We start from the raw sequence: 21,631 nt of genomic DNA on the forward strand, positions 1-21,631 counted from the left end.
CTGATTAACCTCTCATTCAAACCTCTATGAGCTGCGAGCATTTAGATAATCTGACTGCGGAGACTCTAATTTCTAAAGCAAACTACCCAGTATTTCGTTGTGAAGAGTGTATCAAAATAAATAGTCGCTGGGTGCATCTCCGTATTTGTCAAAGTTGCGGTAAGATGCTGTGCTGTGATTCTTCTCTTCATCAACATGCGCGACGGCATTATGAAGAAACTGGACATTCAGTAATTAGCTCGGCTGAGTTAGGAGAACAGTGGTTATGGTGTTTTTTGGATGAGCAGGCAAAAAACTATTAAAGTGAGGCGAATATAGGATCAAAAGAGTGCAGAGGAACTGGAGACGCTTGCAGTTTCGGGAAAAAGTAGCTCTTTCGGTGAGTGTTGAGATGCAGTAAGTAAAGGTGCAATATCCCGCCCAGAACTAAAGTTCCGGGCTGATAGCTAAAGTCCTCTAAAAGAGGACTAAACAAGAAATTTAGTTTAGTCCTCTAAAAGAAGCCTTTCGTTATGAGACTCGGAATTTATTTCGAGGCGGGATAGATACACTGCATCAACACTTGTGTGTACACCTTATAAAGGGGAGAGAACTTGATTTTCTGGTTTCCCCCGAAAACATCGGAGGGATTAAAAGGGGGTAATTTGACTTGTGTATACACTGTAGATGTCTGCGAGTGGGTGTTATAGCTGCAATCATAGCGACAGCTTGAATAATGCACGGGTGACAACATCTAGAGCCATCATACCGGGAATAAGCGATCGCACTCCCGCATAACTAGCAACTTGGGTTATTAATTAATGCATTTGGTACTTTGATGTCTCCAATGTTTGATTTAGTTCTAAATCTTATTCAGAAAAATATTAACCTCCGCCAAACCCGCGATTTACTCCTCCCCAAACTCATCTCAGGAGAAATCGATGTAGAACAGCTAGAAATCACAACAAAAGACATAGCAGCATAAATAGACAAGGGGAATAATTAAAAATAAAACTTATAACCTACACATAAAACCACTAAAACGAATCACATTTAACCCAGAAATCATGGACTGACAAACGACTACATTGTTTTCACCCATCACTTAGATTTTGATACACTGCTGGCAATCACTCAAGCTGATGCACCTAGTGTAATTCAAGTGCGATCGCAAATCTTTTGATCTCTATGTCTGAGCGATCGCTTTCAATATTGCGTTAAAAATGGCAATCAAAGGCAATTTGGCATAAGCAACAGATACATAGAAATCATGTTGAGGTACTTAAAAGTCGTTTTGAGGTACCTAAAAGTCGTTTTGAGGTACCTAAAAGTCGTTTTGAGGTACCTAAAAGTCGTTTTGAGGTACTTAAAAGTCGTTTTGAGGTACCTAAAAGTCGTTTTGAGGTACCTAAAAGTCGTTTTGAGGTACCTAAAAGTCGTTTTGAGGTACCTAAAAGTCGTTTTGGAGTACTTCAAACTTTGTCGCATTGCGATCGATCTGTGTAGATTGGGTTGAAGCTTTGCAACTGTGTATAAGAAAATCACCTCCTCCATCCCCAACGCCGAACTTTTGAGTTAAAAATGGAGTAAATCGATACTCCATGAGTTATTCTGCTGAATTGTATGAACAGAAATGTCAGCAAGTTTATCAACATATTTATGAGAACTACTCTAGACAAAGGAGTATCTATGATGCTGGTGCGTGAATGCTGCAAAATTTAAATCACTGCTAACCTAACATTGAGATGAGATAGCAGACTCAATACTACCCCTATATTTTAAGGGTTTGAAATTGCGAGCACCTACTACAAAATATGATCGCAGCACAATTAGTGGCTGATGAGGAGGTATGGGTAACTACAATCACCTACACGACTATATCAAAACTAACCCCAATGTCAGTCCAGAAAATAAACATTAAGGAATCAAATGCAACTACAGATAAACGATCGCGATTTATAATATTTATCATGTTCCAAACTCAGTAAACTGACGCACATAAGGTTCGTGAAATGCTAAAATAATATCTTGTTTGGGTACTCCCATCTCAACTAATTGATTGGCAATTCCAATTTCAGTACCATCGTGTTGAATCCAAATTTTCCCATTTTTAATATCGAGATGTAAAATACAGCCAAAATCCCGTTTATTTCCCCGCCAACCGACATAAAGTAATTGATAGTGGTCTTGCTGTTCGTCAAAAATTGTTTGCACTTCATACTCTTCGTAATTGCGTGACATCGAAGCTTGTTTTTGTCGATCAGAAAGAAGGTGTTTAATATATTGTCGATATTGTTCTACAGCCATTGACTAATAACCTCCTCTTCTACATCGTAAATCATCAATCGTAATTGATACTTTTCAACCGCCGATGCAATAAATTTACGTTGAAAAAAAGTTTCGTAAATCGGGACGCGAACAGCTAAATAAAGTCGGCGTTCTGGTTCAATTTTATCTAATGCGTCCCGATAGTTTAAAAACTGTCCCAAAGCTGTATGAAATTCTGAAACATTCGATGGACTAATAAAACTTTTAATTTCTACCGCTATTTTTTGTCCTTCTCGCTCTGCTCCTAAAAGTTCCTCGGCGGCTAAATCAATCTCAAAATCTACATCATCCACATTGATTTCATAAGGATCAGCCGTAATCTTCCAGCCATCTTTTTCTAAAGCATTTCTGACAATATTATGAAATCTATCTTTTGCCATAGGAGTTCATTACACTAAAAATTAGGCTGGTTAAAGGTAGATAATACACAATATTTGCTTTAACTCCTATTTTAACTTAGGGGTTAGTTTGGCAGTAACGTCTAAAGATGTACAAGCGATACCTACGGCTCACTTCGCGATCGCTCGTAACTCTGTAACCTCATACTATAAAAGTAATATTCAAACATTTTCTCAAAATTTGCGTAAAAACTCCCCAGCTTGTTCGTAGAAAGGTTTAAAGAGGTTGGGGAGGAATCACCATGTGTCGATAAAAGTCCATGTACGGTATATTTTACCGTTTATCTCGGTTGGTTGCGATTCCTGCGGAAAGCTGACGCTAACGCCATGATTTGCTTTGCGATCGCGATTTCCACAAATCAAATGACCATTTACCCTTACAGTATTTATGTATCTATGACGACAACAAAATACCAAACTTTCGAGGTGCAGCAGGAGATGTCGATAGGTGATGAATTAGACTTGCAGTTGCGTCAGCTAGTCTATGCAGCGCAGCAGCATCCCGCAAAAAGTGCAGAACGACGGAAAATATTAAATCAATTGATTGGCAAAATTCAAAATTCGGGGAAGTTAACAAGGTTTTCCAAATATCGACATTTACCTAATTTTGAAGATATTTATAGCGAAGCAGAAGCAAATACTTACCTTGAAATTTGCAACGAAATCGAAGATTATCGTCCAGAACATCCTGTCATGGCTTGGGTAAATCAATTATTTTATTGGCGATTTCATGATGTTTTAAGAAAATCTGAAAATCAGCAAATCAAAATATTATCCCTTGATGAGTTAGATGATTGTAAAAGTGACTCGGATAAACCTATTAGTAAAGAATTATCCAGAGTTGAGAAAAAAATATTTGAAGTTGCAAAGGAACGCCAAGATAAAACCATTCCGATTAATGGTGATGAAATTGAAATATCAGCAGTAAGGACTTTCGTAGCAAATGACCCAGAGGAAATTTTGCAAAATAATTACATTGGTAAAGATAAAAATGCCAATTTACAGAAAGTGATATTGATGCGATTTGATGAAACAACTTGGGAAGAGATATCAAAACAATTAGGTCATCCTATTCCCAGACTTTCCGAACTATATCAACGCAGTGCTAAAAAGCGTAAACTTCTCGATTATTTTCGTAGATACCTTCAGTAAATCGTTAATTGATTGAACTAGCGACTCACAAACAATTACTCTCGCACAACCATATCCAATGAAAATCATGAACTTTAACAACGAACAAACATCTTTCACAATTCCTCTGAGTAGCAAAGCACATGAAATAGCAGAACGACGAAGACAGGGTATCTCAAATACTGCGAATGCGAAAAAAATATATCTCAATACTTTAGCTGTATATGCGGTCAATTATTATCTTGATTGCATGGATTTTGAAACTAATTGGTCAAATGCAGATAATAGTAATCCGTGGATGTTAAGTTTAATTGATTTGGCTGATTTGGAAGTAAAAAATATTGGAAAAATTGAATGTCGTCCGGTGTTACCAGATGCGGAATATTTAGAAATTCCCACCGAAGTAAGAACAGATAGAATTGCTTATGTCGCAGTGCAGTTTAACCATGCTTTGAGGTCAGCAAAGATTTTAGGCTTCACTACTCAACAAATAGCAAAGATACATTTAAGTCAATTACAACCTGTTGATGATTTGCTCGATTATTTAACAGCAAAAGAAGCAACTGCAAAAGTCAATATTCGAGAATGGATGAAAGGAGTATTTACAGAAGGTTGGTTAAACCTAGAAGAAATCTTTAACCCACGAGAACTGAGTTTTAGATTCGCTAGAAATTTTAGCGTGACAAAGTGCAAAAAAATTGATATTGGTTTGCATTTAAATGGCGAGTCTGTGGTTTTGATTGTCAAGTTAAATCCCAAAAATAAAGAGATAGCAGATGAGAAACATCAAATTCAGGGAGAAATTGATATTATCGTACAAATTCAACCCGACCCAGAAAAAAGTGTTTCTTTACCTCCAGGATTAAAATTAGTTGTTAGTGATGAAAATGGTCAAGAAGTAGATTCCGTTATTTCTCGACAGCATGATAATTGGGTGGATATTAAATTAAGTGCAGAGTTAAATGAGGAATTTTGTGTTGAGATAATTTTAGATGAGTCGAAAGTGACTCAGGATTTTGTTGTATGATTTTGTGGGGTGCGTTATTAACGCGCCTTAATATGTCTTTTTGGTGCGTTAAGGACATTCGTCTTAACACACCCTACATATATTTTTAAGAATTTCATAAATTAGATTGTATCACCTATGAAAAAGCTGGTTATTCTTAAATTTGATGGCAATTTTGAATCAGGGTTTCAAGTTAATTTAGAAATAGCAAATGAAAGACAACGCGCTTATCTAACCACCACAACTAATTTACCAGAAAATATTAGTATTCCTCAAATATTAAATAACTGGCACGAAATATATTGCAGTCTAGATAGTCAATTTAGGATTAAATCTGAGGGGAGTAGTAGAGGTAGTCTGGAGTGTTTAAAGCAAGAATGTACAAGAGAATCTATCAACTTAGTTGCTAGTTTTAATCAATGGCTGAATGCACCATCTTTTACTTATATTGCTAATTCTCTCAAAGAACTAAATCCCAAAGATGAAATTAGAATAATTATTACAACTTCTTGCCATGAATTACGTCAGCTTCCCTGGCATTTGTGGGGTGTTTTAACTGAGTTACCATTGGTAGAAGTGGCTTTAAGTTCGCCAAATGCCGAACAGGGGGAAAGACCTTACAGAGAAAAGATTAGGATTTTAATTATTTTAGGCGATCGCACCGGAATTAATATACACCAAGATAAACAATATTTGCAAAGTTTCTGTGGCAATGATGCCGAAATTATTTTATTACAACAACCATCTCGTAAGCAATTAAATCATTACTTGCAAGATAATCTGGGGTGGGATATATTGTTTTTCTCTGGACATTCCCAAACTCAAGGAATGCAGGGAAGGATTTATTTAAATGACAGCGATAGTTTGACGATGGCAGAATTGCGAGATGCTTTGCAAGTAGCAATTCACAGACGATTGCAAATAGCGTTTTTTAATTCTTGTGATGGTTTAGGGATTGCTTACGAATTAGAACAATTGAATATCCCCCAAGTGATCGTCATGCGGGAACCAGTACCTGATAAAGTAGCGCAGGAGTTTTTAAACTATTTCCTACAACAATTTACTAGTGGGAAATCTCTATATATTTCTGTGAGAAATGCGCGGTTGGAGTTACAAAAACTTGAGTCAGAATTTCCTTGTGCAAGTTGGCTTCCTGTAATTGTCCAAAATCAAACAGAAACTCCACCAACTTGGCAAAGTTTAGGGATAATTTCTTTCTGTCCTTACCAAGGTTTAGAGAAATTTACAGAAGAAAAGGCAAAGTATTTTTTTGGTAGAGATAAGGCGACTTCTGGATTAGTTGCTGCTGTTAATAATAGACCTTTGGTTGCTGTGATTGGTGCTTCGGGAAGCGGGAAATCATCGCTGGTGTTTGCTGGGTTAATTCCGCAACTGCGTCGGGATACTGTGAATAATTGGGTGATTATAGCGTTTCGTCTGGGGAAAAATCCTTTTGAATCTTTGGCTGTGGCGTTAGTTTCGGCGTTAAATTTACCGGAAGATAAGCGACGTTTGGTAGAATTGGAACTTGATGTGAATTTGAAGCGCGATCGCTCCACGCTGCAAAATTTTATCACAGACTTAACTCATGGCGATCGGCTTGGGGAACAAGTGACGCGAGTGCTGTTGATAGCAGACCAATTTGAAGAAATTTATACCCTTTGTACGGAATCTGAATCACGTAAAACTTTCTTAGATAGTTTGCTGCAAGCGGTAAAAAATGCACCGTTTTTTAAGTTGGTGCTAACCTTGCGGGCAGATTTTTTAAGTAGGGCGCTTGATGATTACGAACCTTTTGGCAGTGCGTTGCAGGAGTATCAACTAGAACCTGTTGTACGGATGAGTCGGCAGGAGTTGGAGTCAGCTATTACACGTCCTGCAACTCAATTGGGCTTTGAGTTTGAGCGGGGTTTAAGCAACACCATAATTAATGATATCCAAGATGGTGATGGGCGTTTGCCGTTGCTGGAGTTTACCCTGACTCAGTTGTGGAAGCAGCAGCATTCTGGGAGGTTGACGCATCAGGCGTATAAAAATATTGGCGGTGTGGAGAAAGCACTGGCAAATTACGCTGATGCGGTTTATGCAAAGTTGAGTGATTCGGAACGAGAAAAAGCGCAACGGGTGTTTATTCAGTTGGTGCAACCAGGGGAAGGAACGGAAGATACCCGCAGGTTGGCGACGAGTGAGGAAGTGGGGAGAGATAATTGGGATTTGGTGACGCGCTTGGCGGATAAGCGGTTGGTGGTGACGAACCGCAATGAGTCTACCAATGAGGAAACGGTGGAAGTCGTCCATGAGGCGTTGATTCGCCATTGGGGACGGTTGCGGGGATGGATGCAGGAGAACCGCAAGTTTCGCATTTGGCAACAAGGGTTGATGGTGGCGTTGCAGCAATGGGTGGATAGTAATAGAGATGATGGGGCTTTGTTGCGGAGTGCAACTTTGGCTGTGGCGGAGAATTGGTTGCAGCAACGGCGTGGGGAAGTTAGTAAGGCACAACGACGGTTTATTGAGAAGGGTGTGGCGTTGCGGGAGAGGGAGAGGAAGCAGAAGCAGAGGTTGCGACGGAGTATTATTGCTGGATTGGTTTGTGCTTTGCTAGTGATTTCGGGATTTGCTACGGTTAGTGAAATTCGTAGGACTGATGCGGAAATTGGTAGATTAAGCGGCAGTGCAGAAAAATATTTTGAAGTAAATGACCATCAAGCAGCATTAACTGAAGCAATTAAAGCTGGAAAACTTATCAAAGGAAGCATTTGGAAACTTTGGATAGCAGAGGAAACTCAGATGCAGACTGTATCTACATTGCGGGAAGTAGTAGACGAGTTCCAAATTAAAACCCTGAAAGGTCATACAAACTCTGTTAGTAATATTGGGTTTAGCCCGGATGGCAAAATCCTTGCTTCCGCATCTGACGACGGTACAGTGAAACTGTGGGATACAGACAGTGGTAGGGAAATTAAAACTCTTCAAGGGTATACATCTGGTGTTAATAGCGTCAGCTTTAGCCCAGATGGTCAAACGCTTACTTCTGGATCATTGGACGGCACAGTGAAACTGTGGAATAAAGACAGTGGTAAGGAAATTAAAACCCTCAAAGGGCATACACACCCAGTTTATAGCGTCAGCTTTAGCCCAGATGGCAAAACCCTTGCTTCCGCATCTGACGACGGTACAGTGAAACTGTGGGATACAGACAGTGGTAGGGAAATTAAAACCCTCAAAGGTCATACATTCTATGTTAGAAGCGTCAGCTTTAGCCCAGATGGCAAAATCCTTGCTTCTGCATCATGGGACAAAACAGTGAAATTTTGGGATACAAACAGTGGTAGGGAAATTAAAATACTTAAAGGGCATACAGACTGGGTTAATAGCGTCAGCTTTAGCCCAGATGGCAAAATCCTTGCTTCTGCATCATGGGACAAAACAGTGAAATTTTGGAATACAGACAGTGGTAGGGAAATTAAAATACTTAAAGGGCATACATCTGGTATTAGTAGCGTCAGCTTTAGCCCAGATGGCAAAATCCTTGCTTCTGCATCTGATGATAATACAGTGAGACTATGGAATACAGACAGTGGTAGGGAAATTAAAATACTTAAAGGGCATACATCTGGTGTTAATAGCGTCAGCTTTAGCCCAGATGGCAAAACCCTTGCTTCCGCATCAGAAGACGGTACAGTGAAACTGTGGGATAAAGACAGAAGTAGGGACATTAAAATACTTAAAGGGCATACATCTGGTGTTAATAGCGTCAGCTTTAGCCCAGATGGCAAAACCCTTGCTTCTGCATCATTGGACAAAACAGTAAAACTGTGGGATACAGACAGTGGTAGGGAAATTAAAACCCTTAAAGGGCATACATCTGGTGTTAATAGCGTCAGCTTTAGCCCAAATGGCAAAACCCTTGCTTCCGCATCAGAAGACGGTACAGTGAAACTGTCGGATAAAGACAGTGGTAGGGAAATTAAAACCCTTAAAGGGCATACATCTGGTGTTAATAGCATCAGCTTTAGCCCAGACGGCAAAACTCTTGCTTCTGCATTTTGGGATAATCGGGGCAATACGCTGAAGCTGTTGGATATCAACAGTGGTAAGGAAATTAAAACCCTTAAAGGTAATAATGTATTCCCTACTGCAACAGTCAGCTTTAGCCTAGATGGCAAAATCCTTGCTTCTGCATTTTGGGACAATACATTGGAACTGTGGGATATAGACAGTGGTCGTGAAATTAAAACCCTTAAACAGATAGACATTTTTTGGAGTGTCAGCTTTAGTCGAGATGGCAAAACTCTTGCTTCTACATCAGGGGGCACAGTAAAATTGTGGGATGTCAACAGTGGTCGTGAAATTAAAACCCTTAAAGGGCATACATCTCAGGTTAATAGCGTTAGTTTTAGCCCAAATGGAAAAATCCTTGCTTCTTCATCTTCGGACAACACGGTGAAACTATGGGATGTCAACAGTGGTCGTGAAATTAAAACCCTTAAAGGGCATACATTCCTTGTTACAGAAGTCAGCTTTAGCCCAGATGGAAAAACCCTTGCTTCCGCATCAGAAGACAAAACAGTGATTTTATGGAATTTTGATTTAGATAATTTACTAGTGCGGGGGTGTGGCTTGATACGAAGCTACCTGCAAAATAACCCTGATGTCAGCGCAGAAGATAGGCGTTTGTGTGACAACATCAAGCGTTGAGATCATTCACCTCCCCCACTATCTGCAAAATACGAGTATACAAAGCATCTGCAACTCTGAACCCTGCTGTTGCAATCAACCCATCCATCACAGGTTTGACAGCGACAATCAATCTTTTTTGTTTCGCTTCAACCAAAACCCCTAACAACCCAGTAATTCGTAATCCTAACCTATCAGCTTCCGCTCTTCCTCGCCGTTCGTCGATAAATAGTAATTCTGCATTAAATTCAATTGCTAAAGCTATTGCTTCACATTCACCTTCGTCCAATTGTTGCTCTAACAAAACTGTGATTAGGGAGCAGTTTGTTACATGTCGTACTTTAATATCTAATGAGGAACTTTACCACGAAATTGGTAAAATAGTTTCAAATTTTGACCGATCGCTTGATAAGTTAGGTAGGAGCTAATAGTAATTTGCACACCTTAACTATGGGGTAGAATAATAATACTCCCAGATGAATAAAGTAAGTTATGTCAGCGAAGGACAAATTTCACGATATTGTGAGATTAGCTTTGGAAAAAGACGGGTGGAATATTACAAACGACCCTCTGTATATTGATTTTGGTCAAGTTCAGATGCGTATCGATTTGGGAGCAGAGAAGTTACTTGCAGCAGAAAAGTCAGGAGAAAAAATCGCTGTTGAAATCAAAAGTTTTCTAAATCCATCAGCTATCACTGATTTTCATGTTGCTCTCGGATAATTTCTTAATTATCGTACTGCTCTGAGAGAGAAAGAACCAGAGCGTCACCTATATTTAGCTGTTGATATAGAAACTTATAATAATTTTTTTACGCTGACATTTATACAGCTTCAAATTCAAGAATTTCAATTAAAGCTAGTGATTTACGATACTGAAACTGAGGAGATAGTAAGATGGATAAGTTAGAAAAATATAGGGAATGCATTCAGCAAGTTTTGACAAAATATGGTAGTTATAAACCTTCTTATGGTGATGTAGAAGTAGAACAAATATTTGATACTGTACGCGACCATTATCAAATTGTTCATGTAGGTTGGGAAAATAAACGTCGTGTATATGGTTGTTCAATACACATAGATATCAAGAATGAAAAAATTTGGATTCAGTGGAATGGAACAGAGATAAATATTGCGGAAGAGCTAGTTTTAATGGGAGTTCCAAAACAAGACATTGTTATCGGATTTCATTCACCTTATAAAAGACAATTTACAGATTTTGCTGTGGGTTAGCAAGTAATGAATAAAACAGCGATAGGTAAAGTTTTGTGAGGTGCGCTCGCAATTTTTGCGATCGTTAAAATTCTGGGTATCTTTGACGATTTGCTGCGATCGTAGCATTTGGTGGCAGCAAATTTGATGAGCGCGATCGCGTATTATTACTACACATCTAATCAAATTTGTCAAATATATTCACCACATTTATTTTTCCCAATACCCAACCCCAAAAAAAATTTTTGACCAACTGCGTAATTGCACGTAAATAAATTCGTATCTTCCTATGAAGGGGTTCAAACAATATAACTGACCTCAACAATACCTCAACAATATTCATAGGAGATACATCATCATGAAATCATTGAATTTTACATTGGTAATTATGATGTTAGGAACTCTAGCTGGCCTTCCCAAAGCACAAGCCATTAACTTATCAAAAACCCAAACTAATCAATCCCAATCGCAATTAGTATTAGCACAAGCCAATACCATTTCTGGATGGAAAAATGTTTCCTCTAGTACCTGGAATTTCTCTGGTATCTTACCTGTTGAACCAGGTGTCATGACAATGAAATTAGATAATGAATATATACTTATGGAGGCGCAACTAGCAGAAACCGATGAAAGTAAATATGGGATTTTTTACGGACAGTATCGGATGGATATCAGCCAAGTCGAGCCAAAGGAATTATTGACTGCATTTGTCAGCGAGTTTCAAGATAAATCTCAAAAAATACTGGAAACTCGCAATATCTCATTAGGTCGTTATCCTGGTAAGGAATATACATATCAAGAGGGGCAAAAAATTACCAAACTTAGAGTATTTTTAGCCGATCAACGCATATATGTACTCTTTGTTGAGAACCCTGCTGTTGGTGACGCTAGTAGATTTTTTAATGCTTTTAAAATTTTGTAGTAGCAAAAGTAATTATTTATATAATTGTTGTGTTGAATATTTTTCATTCAAACTTATAGCGCGGGCATCTTGCCCGCTTTTTTAGTAAAAAATATCTTACTATAAAAATGGAAAATGCGTAAATACACCATTGTTTGAGCGTAAACATAATCAAAGGCATTCAAACAAAGCAAATAGGCGTTTACGATTATGACATCCTCATACATTCGCAGCATCTTTTTCACTACGTTAGGTTTTAGCAGTAGCGTTTTATTAAACCTCAATACACCAGGTTTCGCGCAAGCAATAAGTCCATTACCATCACTTTCAACTACTACAAATCCTTCAACTTATCTTCCACGAGTACAACCTAAAAAGACTAACTTACAATGGGTTTACAGTGTAGCGGAAAGAGTGATTCGTGCTAATGGACTTGACGATCATCCCTGGCGTTTACAAATCACTGATGAATATGATATCAATGCCTACGCAGATGAGTTAAACAAAATCGTAATTTATAAAGGCTTGTTAGACCAAATACACGGTGATGATGCAGCTTTAGCTTTTATTATCAGTCATGAATTAGCCCACCATACACAACGGCATTCTGCACAGCAAGAAGAAGCAGAAGCTAGTTTACAAGAAAAATTACTCCAAGAAGCAGAAGCAGAATATAACAATTGGATTGTACAAGAACGGAGAAAATCGAAAACTTCCATATCACCCGCTACAAAAGATGTCATCAAACAACAAATTATTATCCAGAAAAAACAAGAGTTTGAGAGAACCATGCAAGCATTAAGTCGCCAGCATGAATTTCAAGCCGATGAAATTGGTTACACGTATATGGTTAAGGCTGGTTATGATATAAATGGAGGTTTGCGAGTCTTGAACCTGTTTTCGCGTTTACCTTCAGACTACACAGAAATTAGCAGCCATCCACCGACACAACAAAGAATTAATGCTTTAAAGCAGGTAATAAATCAATATTTTTGGTTCGCTTTATGGATAGATGGCAATGAGCGATTAAAAAATAATCCTCAACCACTAAAATTAGATTTATCGGAAGATGGAGTATCTTTGCGAATCAACTCCAGATTTGTTTCACGATAGGCGTTGTTGCACGAATAGAGAGAAACGCTTAGTTTTTAGCTTTCCAGTGGGCGTAATAATCGGATGAGAAAAAACTAATTGGAGACTGCCGTTAGAGTTCTTAATCTGCACTGAACCCCGACGGCAATACTTTGAGATTTTTGAGATTCCATAAGGATAATTAACTGGGGGTAAAAACCTCTACCTCACATTTTTACCCCAGTTTTACCCCAGTTCTTTACCCAAACTACCCAAAATTATTGTAAGGCTCTGGAAACAAGCCCTACAACAACCATTAAAAAAGGGCTTCAAAGCCCTGTAATGCTTATATTTCTATAAAGGCGGCACCCGGATTTGAACCGGGGGTGAAGGTTTTGCAGACCTCTGCCTTACCACTTGGCTATGCCGCCACAGCAAGATTCCCTGAACTACTTTTATGTTGCTAAGGTATCTTAGCAGCTATTTAGCAGTCATAGGACACTAGTTAAACCATGATAGCATAGGATTTTGAGGTAGAGATAGTAGGTTAACTGGATGTTTTTGGTAAGCTTTAGGCGATCGCGATAAAATTTCGATTGCAAGTCGATCGCAGCACAAACAAATCTTAGCTGATTAAAGAAAGTTGCAACTCCTCACTCCTCACTCCTAGCTTGTTACACTTTTACTTCTTCGGCAAAACTACCCCAGCGGAGAAAGTGAAATGGGCCAGCGATAGAACCCCAGAGACGTTCATCGGTGTCTAAATCTCTTCCTCGGTCGAGGCTGAAAAATTCTTTAGCGTCAATCTCAAATTCGTTATCTAGATAAGTATTTTTGCCGTCACGAACCACTATGCAGCCTTTACCAGGTTCAACTCTGCCTTTGAAGCTTTTACCTGTCCACTCTACAATCATGTTGCAACCTGGCATTTTTTCCAATTGGTCAAGAGACAATTCTTTGAGGCGTTCGGGTTCGCGAGATGCACCGTAAAATTTCTCTTCTTCTTTAACGGTGTAGTGTTCAATCGCAATGTGGTTTTCTGCCGGAATTAACTTCATTACCCGCATTCGGTAGGGTTGATTGAGCAAAAAATCATAAGCTTGTTCGAGAAACAAACTTACCCCTGAGAACAACTCTAAGGGAAGGGGACGGATACAGACGCGGATATGAGCATAAAAAGGCGGATTTTCAAAAGCTTGTTCTTGATTGCTAAAGTCAGCTGCCATCCAACGGGCTAAGGTGGCGATATCAGTAGAATGAGTCATTACAAAACGATTGACTAGTTACTTAAATACGATCTAGGATTATTTTGACACTCCCCTGACTCAAAAATCCTGGTTGCGATCGCAATTTTTAAATTATATCTAGGATAGATGCTCTGATTGGAGAAAATTAGCCGCTTGAGTACACGTGAAACTTTACATCTTGTACCTAACAACTAGAACTCGTTAAGCATTTATTTTGGCAAAATCCCTACACTATCTTTTCTCTGTGTGCTGAAGCCAGATTGCTCTCAGGTAGGCTTTTCTTGTAAAGCTGGAGAAAAGCTGGAGAATAGTTAGTCAATAATAGGCATGGGGATAATTGTTAATTATCTCATGCAAATCACTCAAGGCAAAGTAAAGGAAGGAATGCTCAAGCACTTAATTGCGATCGCTACTGCTACTATACTCTTTAGCAATTCTTTAACACTGGCAGCGAGTAAACCGCCGAAACCACCCGATAAATTTCCTCCCAGCCCTCTAGAGATTACCACACCCGATCCACTGTCACCGCGATCGCCCAAGGATAAACAGCCGTTAACTCCCCAAGAACGGCAAAAGTTAGAACCAGCGTTAGATGCCCTAAATCAACAAGCGGCGGCGAAACTGCAAGCAGGCGAACAGGTGGCGGCGTTTGAAATTTGGAACCGAGAATTACGTTTGCGGCGCTTTTTAGGTTCATTAGCAGAAGTGCAAGCATTATCACGAGTTGGGGCGATTGCTTGGAAGCTAAACGATGGACAAGAAGTACAATATATTACGGAACGATTGCAAGCAATTCAAAAACAAGCCCAATCTCAGAAAAAAGCTGCTCCAATCGATCTAGAATTGTGGCGATCGCTAGGTGAAGCTTACAAAAATGTGCGATTGTCTAAACTAGCCATAGAAGCTTACAACCAAGTTTTGCTAGTAGTGCGACAACAACAAGACCAGACAGCAGTATTAGAAACCCTCAAAACAATTGGAGAACTGCATTTGAGTTGGTTTGATTATCGCAAAGCTGCACCAATCTATGAGGAATTGTTGAGTTTCGCTACATCCCTTGGCGATCGCGTAAACGAGGTAACATATCTGCAACAGCTGGCTTATATTTACGAGCAGACAAACCAACCGCAGCAGTCATTGAATGTACTTAACAAACTAACAGAAATTTATGCCAATGAAAATAATCTTACGGAAATATTAAAATTAAAGCTAGCGATCGCTTCAGATTACGAATCTCTAGCTAAGAAAGATCCTAACTTACTGCTAGAAGCTTTTAATAATTATCAAGAAGCTTATACCACTGCTTGGCAATTAAAGGAGTACGTTCGGGCTGGTGATGCTTTGCAAAAGTTAATTGCGTTGTATCGTTCCCAAGGACAAACACAGGAGGCTTTGCAGGCTAGCGAAATTCTGGTGCAGATACAGGCGCAAGCTGCCAACTTTTACGGAATGATGCAAGCTTATGACCAAATTGGGCAATTGTATCTAGAACGCAAAGAATTTCCTCAAGCATTAACAGCTTTTCAACAAGGGTTAAAACTGGCGCAACAACTCAAACATGAAGAAGCATACTTTACTGGACAAATTGCAAAACTATCGAAAACAAATTAACTGAAATTTCTGCGATCGCTTAACATAAAAATACCCGCCACGCCTAACCACAAGGTGAAAAGCTATGTCAGAAACCACCCTAGCTGCACCAGATATTCAGCTCCCACCCACCCAGGCAGAATTACCATACGATGACGGTATTCCGATGGAAAGCGCACGACACAAAGCCCAGATGGATTTGCTGATAGATGCTTTGATACCTTGGTTGGAAGAACGAGAGGATGGGTTTATCGGTGGTAATATGTTTGTTTACTACAGTCTGGCCCAAGTGCGAAACAAAGACTTTAAAGGGCCAGACTTTTTTGCTGTGTTGGGAGTCCCGAAAGGAGAACGTCGCAGTTGGGTGGTTTGGGAAGAGGAGAAAGCACCAGATGTAGTCATTGAATTGCTTTCTGACAGCACAGCCCAAGCAGACAAAAATGAGAAAAAGCTGATTTATCAAAATCAAATGCGTGTACCAGAATATTTCTGGTATGACCCTTTTAACCCTGATGATTTTGTTGGTTTCTCTAATGAAAAAGGAGCTTATCAACCTATTATATTCAATGCTCAAAATCAGTTAGTGAGTCAATCTTTAGGGTTAGGATTGCAGTTGTGGCAGGGAAGTTATAAAGGTATTGATGCTACTTGGTTACGCTGGGCAAATTTGGCAGGAGAATTACTACCAACTCCTGAAGAAAAGGAACGCCAAAGAGCAGAACAAGAACGTCAAAGAGCAGAACAAGAACGCCAAAGGGCAGACAAAGCAGAATCGCAGTTATTGCAAACTGCACGCAACTTACTTGAATCTGGGATGACAGTAGAACAGGTAGCGAGATTAACAGGTTTGAATGTATCGGAGATAGACACTGAAAAGGATGTATGATTTGTGGGATTTGTTTAAACGATCGCTCCAGCAACGCAATCATACAAGCGATCGCTAATCAATATCAATCCTGTTCTAAAATCCTTTCTATATCTTGCCCAGCATCCAGAATCCGCACAACTTCAATGCTTTCATCTCGCTCAAAGTAAAAAATTAAATATTTTTTATGGTTGCAACACCCGCCTCAAAATGAATTCTAAGGCTAATAGCTAAAGTCTTCTAAAGAAGACTAAGAAAAAAAGTTTTAGTCCACTTGAGTGGACTTTAGCTATTAGCCAGGAAATTTATTTCTGGGCGGGTTAAGGGGCTAATTGAGAATCATCGCTTTAAGTTACTAAAATAACGAGTTTAGTTACTACCACTACGATTTTTGTGACAAACATAATTATTTTCGTTACAATATTACCAATTTGTTAGTGAAATAACGAGTTTAGTTACCACCACTACGATTTTCGTTGATATTCCTGAGCCTATCGTTACATTTAATACTTTTCAAATTCAGCGACGTTGAAATTTCACTTCGTTTGAAAGATATTTTGTATCATTTTTTTGTCTGCATTCGCCGCCTTATCCAACTCTGCAATCTCACCAGCGTTTAATTGCCAACCCAACGCCCCAAGATTCTCCTTCGCTTGTTCGACGCTCTTTGCTCCAGGGATAGGAATAGTTCCTTTACAGATGCACCAATTAATTGCTACTTGTGACATAGTTTTGTTTCTCAATTGTGCCACCTCTTGCAAACATTCCAAAAGCGATTTACCAGCAGAAGCCGCTTTGCCTCTTGCCATTCCTGATAATATTTGCTTAAATAACAGACCTCGAATGCCTTTAGGCAAAGGGCCTTGCTCAGAGTATTTTCCTGTCAGTAGTCCCAAAGCTAAAGGGCTGTAGGCAATCATTTTAATGTCTAACTCATCACAAAGGTCTTTGAGCTTGAGTTGGGTGACAGGATATGTAGACAATAGAGAGTATTGAACTTGCAAAGTTGTAATTGGAACGCCTCGTTGGGCGAATTTTTTCTGCACTCGCATCAGCCGTTTTGGTCCATAATTGGATAATCCCACGCCCTTAACCAGTCCTTGCTCATACAAATCGGCAAGACCATCTAAAAGTCCTTCCTCTTGCCAAGGAGCATAGTTTGCTGTTGACCAATGCATCTGTACCAAATCAACATTTTTTCCCAGGCGTTGAGCAGATGACTGGCAAGCCCTCACCATTGATTGACGCGTCCATCTCCACGGATAAGCAGCAAGCTTAGTTGCAATACAAATATTTTCTTTGCCTGAACCTACATATTCTCGGTTGAATCGTCCCAGAAGCAACTCACTCCGACCATTCAATCTCCCCGTTCCGTAAGAATCACCTGTATCAAATAAAGTTACACCGTTGCTTACACAAAGGTTAAAGACGGCTTGCAACTGCTCATCCATACTTTCGTCATATCCCCAAAGCAGTTGGTTGCCCCAAGCCCAAGTGCCGCAGCCCATGCTTGGGAGTGAGAGTTTTTGGAGAGTCTGCATCTTTGCTATCTGTAGATTGCCTTATTAATTATCAGGCATATATAGCAAAAATCATTCATCGGAGAAAGGCAGGAGGTTAGACTTCTTGGCATTTGTCGGGAAAAGGGGAAAGGTGAAGGGGAAAAGGTACTGCAAAAGTCCCCTTCCCCTTTAAACTTTACCCTTTTCCCCCTCTTGCAAAAGTGCTTTTTGCAAGAGGTCTATTTAACCGAAGCAGAAAAAAGGCAGACTCCTTGTCTGCCCCTTAAGACTTAATAGTTAAATTTTTGGTTTTAGACCTTAATAGCGGCCACCACCACCACCATAGTTTCCTCGTCTACCACCAGAGGAACCGCCCTCTGTTTTGGGTTTGGCTTTATTAACTTTTAAGCTTCGACCCATCCATTCAGCCTTATCAAGGGCATCAATTGCCGCTTGTTCTTCTGCGTCTGATTCCAATTCCACAAACCCAAAACCTCTCATCCGACCTGTTTCTCGGTCGACAGGCAATTGAACATTTTTTACAGTTCCATATTCTGCAAAGACTTGCCGGAGGTCATCTTCTTTAACCTGATAAGATAGATTGCCGACGTAAATTGACATAGAATGTCTCCAGAATCAGAGGGTGTAGAGATTTAGATCCGGAGAGGTCTGTAATACAAATATATATAAAAACAAACTGTACAGCCGAATTTCATCTTCCATGCATACTTTAACATAAATGGAGAAGTTATGTTTTTAGGTAACACTATACTTAATCTGTCGAGCTAAGTACTCAGATAGTTGGCAAAACTAGTTTCAAATCAACCTATCAACGATCGCATCAAATATGCAGCAATCAAACAATTTTCATCACTGAACTTAATTTATCTTCAAAGAATATTAATTGGTAATTTTTAGATTCTGTTCAATCAAAGTTTCGAGAGAGAACAAACCAATAAAACCAGTGCGATCGCTTGTAACGTAAAATTAGTTTCCATCCAGCATTTGCTAACAGCTTCACGCCCATGTTTTGCGACTACCTGATCCAAATCCTGACTGCCCGTGTGTATGATGTTGCCCAGGAAACACCACTAGAATATGCCCCGAATTTGTCTGCACGGCTGAATAATCAACTCCTGTTGAAACGTGAGGATATGCAGTCAGTATTTTCCTTTAAACTGCGGGGTGCTTATAACAAGATGGTGCAACTGCCCCCAGATATATTGGCGCAGGGTGTAATTGCTGCATCTGCGGGAAACCATGCTCAGGGAGTCGCCCTTGCAGCCAATCGTTTGGGAACCAGAGCGATTATCGTCATGCCAGTAACCACACCCCAAGTCAAGGTAGATGCGGTGAGAATGAGGGGCGGAGCAGTGGTGTTACATGGAAACACTTATGACGATGCTTATAGCTATGCCCGTGAATTAGAAATAGAAAAAGGATTGACTTTTATTCATCCCTTTGACGATCCTCATGTAATTGCTGGACAAGGAACAATTGGGATGGAAATTTTACGGCAATATCAGCAACCCATCCATGCAATTTTTGTAGCAATTGGCGGCGGCGGCTTAATTTCTGGGATTGGGGCTTATGTAAAACGGTTGCGTCCCGAAATCAAAATTATTGGTGTTGAACCAGTAGATGCTGATGCCATGTCTCAATCACTTAAAGCCGGACATCGGGTGCGCTTGTCTCAAGTCGGGTTATTTGCTGATGGCGTGGCGGTGCGGGAAGTCGGTGAAGAAACCTTCCGTTTATGTCAGCAGTATGTAGATGAAATTATTTTGGTGGGTACAGATGATACTTGCGCTGCGATTAAAGACGTATTTGAAGATACGCGATCCATTTTAGAACCAGCTGGTGCATTAGCGATCGCAGCAGCCAAAGCCTACGCCGAAAGAGAACAAATCGAAGGACAAACCTTAATTGCTGTCGCCTGTGGTGCAAACATGAATTTCGAATCGCCTCCGCTTTGTTGCAGAACGCGCAGAATTAGGCGAACGCCGCGAAGCAATCTTTGCAGTCACAATTCCAGAGGAACGGGGAAGTATTCGCCAGTTTTGTGAATGTATCGGCAACCGCAATCTGACGGAGTTTAATTATCGCATTGCCGACGAAAAAACAGCCCATATTTTTGTCGGCGTGCAAATTCAAAACCGTGCTGATGCTGTCAAGATGGTAGAAATCTTTGAAGCTCATGGATTTGAAACCCTTGATTTAACAGACGACGAACTAACTAAACTACATCTGCGGCACATGGTGGGTGGACACTCTCCCCTAGCTAACAATGAATTACTCTACCGTTTTGAGTTTCCCGAACGTCCCGGCGCATTGATGAAATTTGTGACTTCCATGAGTCCCGACTGGAATATTAGTCTTTTTCACTACCGCAACAACGGCGCAGACTACGGTCGGATCGTTGTTGGTATCCAGGTTCCTCCCCACGAAATGCAAGAGTGGCAAGCTTTTCTCGACCATCTGGGCTATCGTTATTGGGATGAAAACAAGAATCCTGCATACAAGCTGTTTTTGGGATAGGTGGGACTGGGGACTGGGAAGATGAGGGAGAAAAGGGAGACAAGGGGGACAAGGGAGAATTATTGAATAAATCTCCCCCTTGTCTCCCCCCCTCTTCCTTGTCTCCCTTGTCTCTTCTCCATGCTCAGTCCCCAATTTAACGAGAATTCCCCTTCGATATCAGATTTGAGTCCCAAGTATAGAAGCCGATTTGATTAGGAACCCTAGCAAATCTACCTGTGCGATAGCCTCTAGATAGTTCATTCAGCACCTTATTTTTGATCTCTCTAATTTGCTGAGAATCTAGTTCTCCATAAATTCCGGTAATGACTTCAGCCACGCTGAAAACTTTACCTGGATTTTGTTTTAACAGAGAGGTGAGGGCATCAATTAAAAATTGACCCTCAAAAGCTTTGAGCATCGGTACTGTTTTTGTCGGCGGAACGAAAGGCTTCTTGTTTTTGTTCTTGATATTCCTAGAAGCAGCATTGCGATTATTTGGGGCTACCAAACTTAAATCCAGAGTATAACAACCTGGCTCATCGGGAATAGTTACCCAGTAATTCCTTTCTCTACCTTGGGTGAGGGAAGATTGCACTCTACCTTTAACTACTTTGAATAGATAGGGATCTAACTGTCCATAAAGCGATCGCACGATAAAATCGATATGACAAACAGTACCTATCTGTTCTTGCAATAGCTGTTTTATGGCTTCCATTCGCGAGATAGCGTGCTGATACTGAGGTAGCATCGGAATTTCCACTACCTTCGTTGAACTATCGTTGTTGTCTGGAGCGATCTTTGAATCTGTTGATGTCGTTTGAGGTTGACTCTCTTTTGTATCAACAGCAGAAAAAGAATTATTTATCTCAACTCGATCTGAGTCTTTTTCTACTGACTCTAAAGATTCCACCAAGTTGATTTCGCCGATGTCATCAAGAGGTGATAAAAACCGCAGAGAAGTTTCTCCAGAATGATTTGAGGTTTCATCAGCCGCCGTTAATCTTGATATCTGCTTGTTGGTATCAGAATAAGACCAGTTAGACAACAACGCTTCTACATGATCGAGCTGCGATCGCGCCTGCACAAAGAGACGTTCATACTCTTCTGTCAGGCGAGCATAATAGTCTCGTAATTCCAACAGTGGTGAGAGAAAGGTGCCCGGAGGCGGTTCTAATTGTCCATTTTGAGTCATAGGGCTTTAA

The 21,631-nt window shown here is 40.1% G+C and carries 17 protein-coding genes, 1 tRNA gene and 2 pseudogenes; 12 read left to right on the forward strand and 8 right to left on the reverse strand.

Features of this window, described 5'->3' with window-relative positions; genetic code table 11:
• The first annotated feature begins 26 nt into the window (after window positions 1–26).
• On the forward strand, window positions 27–302 hold the full coding sequence (locus tag ACR5KR_RS17985) for a UBP-type zinc finger domain-containing protein (RefSeq protein ID WP_322673005.1): 276 nt from the start codon (window positions 27–29) through the stop codon (window positions 300–302).
• Between the two features lie 515 nt (window positions 303–817).
• Window positions 818–964, forward strand: coding sequence for a hypothetical protein (locus ACR5KR_RS17990; RefSeq protein ID WP_448267424.1), 147 nt, complete (start codon window positions 818–820; stop codon window positions 962–964).
• Window positions 965–1,947: 983 nt separating this feature from the next.
• Here ACR5KR_RS17990 and ACR5KR_RS17995 read toward each other — a convergent pair.
• Together ACR5KR_RS17995 and ACR5KR_RS18000 are read right to left on the reverse strand one after the other, a co-directional pair.
• The gene (locus ACR5KR_RS17995) at window positions 1,948–2,286 is read right to left on the reverse strand and encodes a XisI protein (protein ID WP_445631175.1); all 339 of its coding nucleotides are present in this window, start codon (window positions 2,284–2,286) and stop codon (window positions 1,948–1,950) included.
• Entirely contained in the window at window positions 2,277–2,687 is a 411-nt protein-coding gene (locus ACR5KR_RS18000) for a XisH family protein (RefSeq protein ID WP_375476922.1), read from the reverse strand. Before ACR5KR_RS18000 ends, ACR5KR_RS17995 begins: the two co-directional genes overlap by 10 nt.
• 312 nt (window positions 2,688–2,999) lie before the next feature.
• Here ACR5KR_RS18000 and ACR5KR_RS18005 point away from each other — a divergent pair, with 312 nt between their 5' ends.
• The 3 genes from ACR5KR_RS18005 (at window position 3,000) to ACR5KR_RS18015 (ending at window position 9,543) form a co-directional block, all read left to right on the forward strand.
• Complete coding sequence (locus tag ACR5KR_RS18005; protein WP_448267425.1) at window positions 3,000–3,857, forward strand: hypothetical protein; 858 nt, start codon at window positions 3,000–3,002, stop codon at window positions 3,855–3,857.
• Between the two features lie 67 nt (window positions 3,858–3,924).
• Window positions 3,925–4,863 (forward strand): DUF1822 family protein, encoded by a 939-nt coding sequence (locus tag ACR5KR_RS18010; RefSeq protein ID WP_448267426.1) that lies wholly within the window; start codon window positions 3,925–3,927, stop codon window positions 4,861–4,863.
• 117 nt (window positions 4,864–4,980) lie between these two features.
• A complete protein-coding gene (locus tag ACR5KR_RS18015) occupies window positions 4,981–9,543 on the forward strand; it encodes an nSTAND1 domain-containing NTPase (RefSeq protein WP_448267427.1) in 4,563 nt (1,520 codons plus the stop codon).
• Here the strand turns inward: ACR5KR_RS18015 and ACR5KR_RS18020 are convergent.
• The gene (locus ACR5KR_RS18020) at window positions 9,533–9,811 is read right to left on the reverse strand and encodes a DUF3368 domain-containing protein (RefSeq protein WP_448267428.1); all 279 of its coding nucleotides are present in this window, start codon (window positions 9,809–9,811) and stop codon (window positions 9,533–9,535) included. The two genes, ACR5KR_RS18015 and ACR5KR_RS18020, sit on opposite strands and share 11 nt — an antisense overlap.
• A 203-nt stretch (window positions 9,812–10,014) precedes the next feature.
• Between ACR5KR_RS18020 and ACR5KR_RS18025 the strand changes: the two are divergent.
• The 4 genes and pseudogenes from ACR5KR_RS18025 (at window position 10,015) to ACR5KR_RS18040 (ending at window position 12,747) form a co-directional block, all read left to right on the forward strand.
• A pseudogene (locus tag ACR5KR_RS18025) lies at window positions 10,015–10,431 on the forward strand (XisH family protein).
• Complete coding sequence (locus ACR5KR_RS18030; RefSeq protein ID WP_448267429.1) at window positions 10,419–10,754, forward strand: element excision factor XisI family protein; 336 nt, start codon at window positions 10,419–10,421, stop codon at window positions 10,752–10,754. The pseudogene ACR5KR_RS18025 and the gene ACR5KR_RS18030 overlap by 13 nt, the downstream one beginning before the upstream one ends.
• 337 nt (window positions 10,755–11,091) lie before the next feature.
• Window positions 11,092–11,655: a hypothetical protein gene (locus tag ACR5KR_RS18035; RefSeq protein ID WP_448267430.1), complete on the forward strand. Its 564-nt coding sequence runs from the start codon at window positions 11,092–11,094 to the stop codon at window positions 11,653–11,655.
• Between the two features lie 189 nt (window positions 11,656–11,844).
• Entirely contained in the window at window positions 11,845–12,747 is a 903-nt protein-coding gene (locus ACR5KR_RS18040) for a M48 family metallopeptidase (RefSeq protein WP_448267431.1), read from the forward strand.
• Between the two features lie 318 nt (window positions 12,748–13,065).
• Here ACR5KR_RS18040 and ACR5KR_RS18045 read toward each other — a convergent pair.
• Window positions 13,066–13,136, reverse strand: a tRNA-Cys gene (locus ACR5KR_RS18045).
• A gap of 243 nt (window positions 13,137–13,379) precedes the next feature.
• The gene (locus ACR5KR_RS18050; protein ID WP_445631145.1) at window positions 13,380–13,970 is read right to left on the reverse strand and encodes a chromophore lyase CpcT/CpeT; all 591 of its coding nucleotides are present in this window, start codon (window positions 13,968–13,970) and stop codon (window positions 13,380–13,382) included.
• 366 nt (window positions 13,971–14,336) lie between these two features.
• Here ACR5KR_RS18050 and ACR5KR_RS18055 point away from each other — a divergent pair, with 366 nt between their 5' ends.
• Window positions 14,337–15,563 (forward strand): tetratricopeptide repeat protein, encoded by a 1,227-nt coding sequence (locus tag ACR5KR_RS18055; RefSeq protein ID WP_448270250.1) that lies wholly within the window; start codon window positions 14,337–14,339, stop codon window positions 15,561–15,563.
• 64 nt (window positions 15,564–15,627) lie between these two features.
• Window positions 15,628–16,428, forward strand: coding sequence for a Uma2 family endonuclease (locus ACR5KR_RS18060; protein ID WP_445631144.1), 801 nt, complete (start codon window positions 15,628–15,630; stop codon window positions 16,426–16,428).
• Window positions 16,429–16,943: 515 nt separating this feature from the next.
• On the opposite strand, the gene ACR5KR_RS18065 is transcribed toward ACR5KR_RS18060, so the two are convergent.
• A complete protein-coding gene (locus ACR5KR_RS18065; RefSeq protein ID WP_448267433.1) occupies window positions 16,944–17,948 on the reverse strand; it encodes an aldo/keto reductase in 1,005 nt (334 codons plus the stop codon).
• Window positions 17,949–18,227: 279 nt separating this feature from the next.
• Window positions 18,228–18,530, reverse strand: coding sequence for an RNA recognition motif domain-containing protein (locus ACR5KR_RS18070; protein ID WP_448267434.1), 303 nt, complete (start codon window positions 18,528–18,530; stop codon window positions 18,228–18,230).
• 404 nt (window positions 18,531–18,934) lie between these two features.
• Between ACR5KR_RS18070 and ilvA the strand changes: the two are divergent.
• A pseudogene (gene ilvA / locus ACR5KR_RS18075) lies at window positions 18,935–20,447 on the forward strand (threonine ammonia-lyase, biosynthetic).
• Window positions 20,448–20,583: 136 nt separating this feature from the next.
• On the opposite strand, the gene ACR5KR_RS18080 reads toward ilvA, so the two are convergent.
• Window positions 20,584–21,621: a hypothetical protein gene (locus ACR5KR_RS18080; protein WP_448267435.1), complete on the reverse strand. Its 1,038-nt coding sequence runs from the start codon at window positions 21,619–21,621 to the stop codon at window positions 20,584–20,586.
• Window positions 21,622–21,631: the final 10 nt, after the last annotated feature.

This window comes from Nostoc sp. DSM 114159 (assembly GCF_053470285.1).

What these genes read in the sequence shown, in the direction of transcription:
- ACR5KR_RS18065 (WP_448267433.1), bottom strand. Translation starts at nt 17,948, where the DNA reads ATGCAGACTCTCCAAAAACTCTCACTCCCAAGCATGGGCTGCGGCACT.
- ACR5KR_RS17990 (WP_448267424.1), top strand. Translation starts at nt 818, where the DNA reads ATGTCTCCAATGTTTGATTTAGTTCTAAATCTTATTCAGAAAAATATT.
- ACR5KR_RS18055 (WP_448270250.1), top strand. Translation starts at nt 14,337, where the DNA reads ATGCTCAAGCACTTAATTGCGATCGCTACTGCTACTATACTCTTTAGC.
- ACR5KR_RS18040 (WP_448267431.1), top strand. Translation starts at nt 11,845, where the DNA reads ATGACATCCTCATACATTCGCAGCATCTTTTTCACTACGTTAGGTTTT.
- ACR5KR_RS18000 (WP_375476922.1), bottom strand. Translation starts at nt 2,687, where the DNA reads ATGGCAAAAGATAGATTTCATAATATTGTCAGAAATGCTTTAGAAAAA.
- ACR5KR_RS18080 (WP_448267435.1), bottom strand. Translation starts at nt 21,621, where the DNA reads ATGACTCAAAATGGACAATTAGAACCGCCTCCGGGCACCTTTCTCTCA.
- ACR5KR_RS18010 (WP_448267426.1), top strand. Translation starts at nt 3,925, where the DNA reads ATGAACTTTAACAACGAACAAACATCTTTCACAATTCCTCTGAGTAGC.
- ACR5KR_RS18015 (WP_448267427.1), top strand. Translation starts at nt 4,981, where the DNA reads ATGAAAAAGCTGGTTATTCTTAAATTTGATGGCAATTTTGAATCAGGG.
- ACR5KR_RS18060 (WP_445631144.1), top strand. Translation starts at nt 15,628, where the DNA reads ATGTCAGAAACCACCCTAGCTGCACCAGATATTCAGCTCCCACCCACC.
- ACR5KR_RS18035 (WP_448267430.1), top strand. Translation starts at nt 11,092, where the DNA reads ATGAAATCATTGAATTTTACATTGGTAATTATGATGTTAGGAACTCTA.
- ACR5KR_RS18050 (WP_445631145.1), bottom strand. Translation starts at nt 13,970, where the DNA reads ATGACTCATTCTACTGATATCGCCACCTTAGCCCGTTGGATGGCAGCT.
- ACR5KR_RS18070 (WP_448267434.1), bottom strand. Translation starts at nt 18,530, where the DNA reads ATGTCAATTTACGTCGGCAATCTATCTTATCAGGTTAAAGAAGATGAC.
- ACR5KR_RS17985 (WP_322673005.1), top strand. Translation starts at nt 27, where the DNA reads ATGAGCTGCGAGCATTTAGATAATCTGACTGCGGAGACTCTAATTTCT.
- ACR5KR_RS17995 (WP_445631175.1), bottom strand. Translation starts at nt 2,286, where the DNA reads ATGGCTGTAGAACAATATCGACAATATATTAAACACCTTCTTTCTGAT.
- ACR5KR_RS18030 (WP_448267429.1), top strand. Translation starts at nt 10,419, where the DNA reads ATGGATAAGTTAGAAAAATATAGGGAATGCATTCAGCAAGTTTTGACA.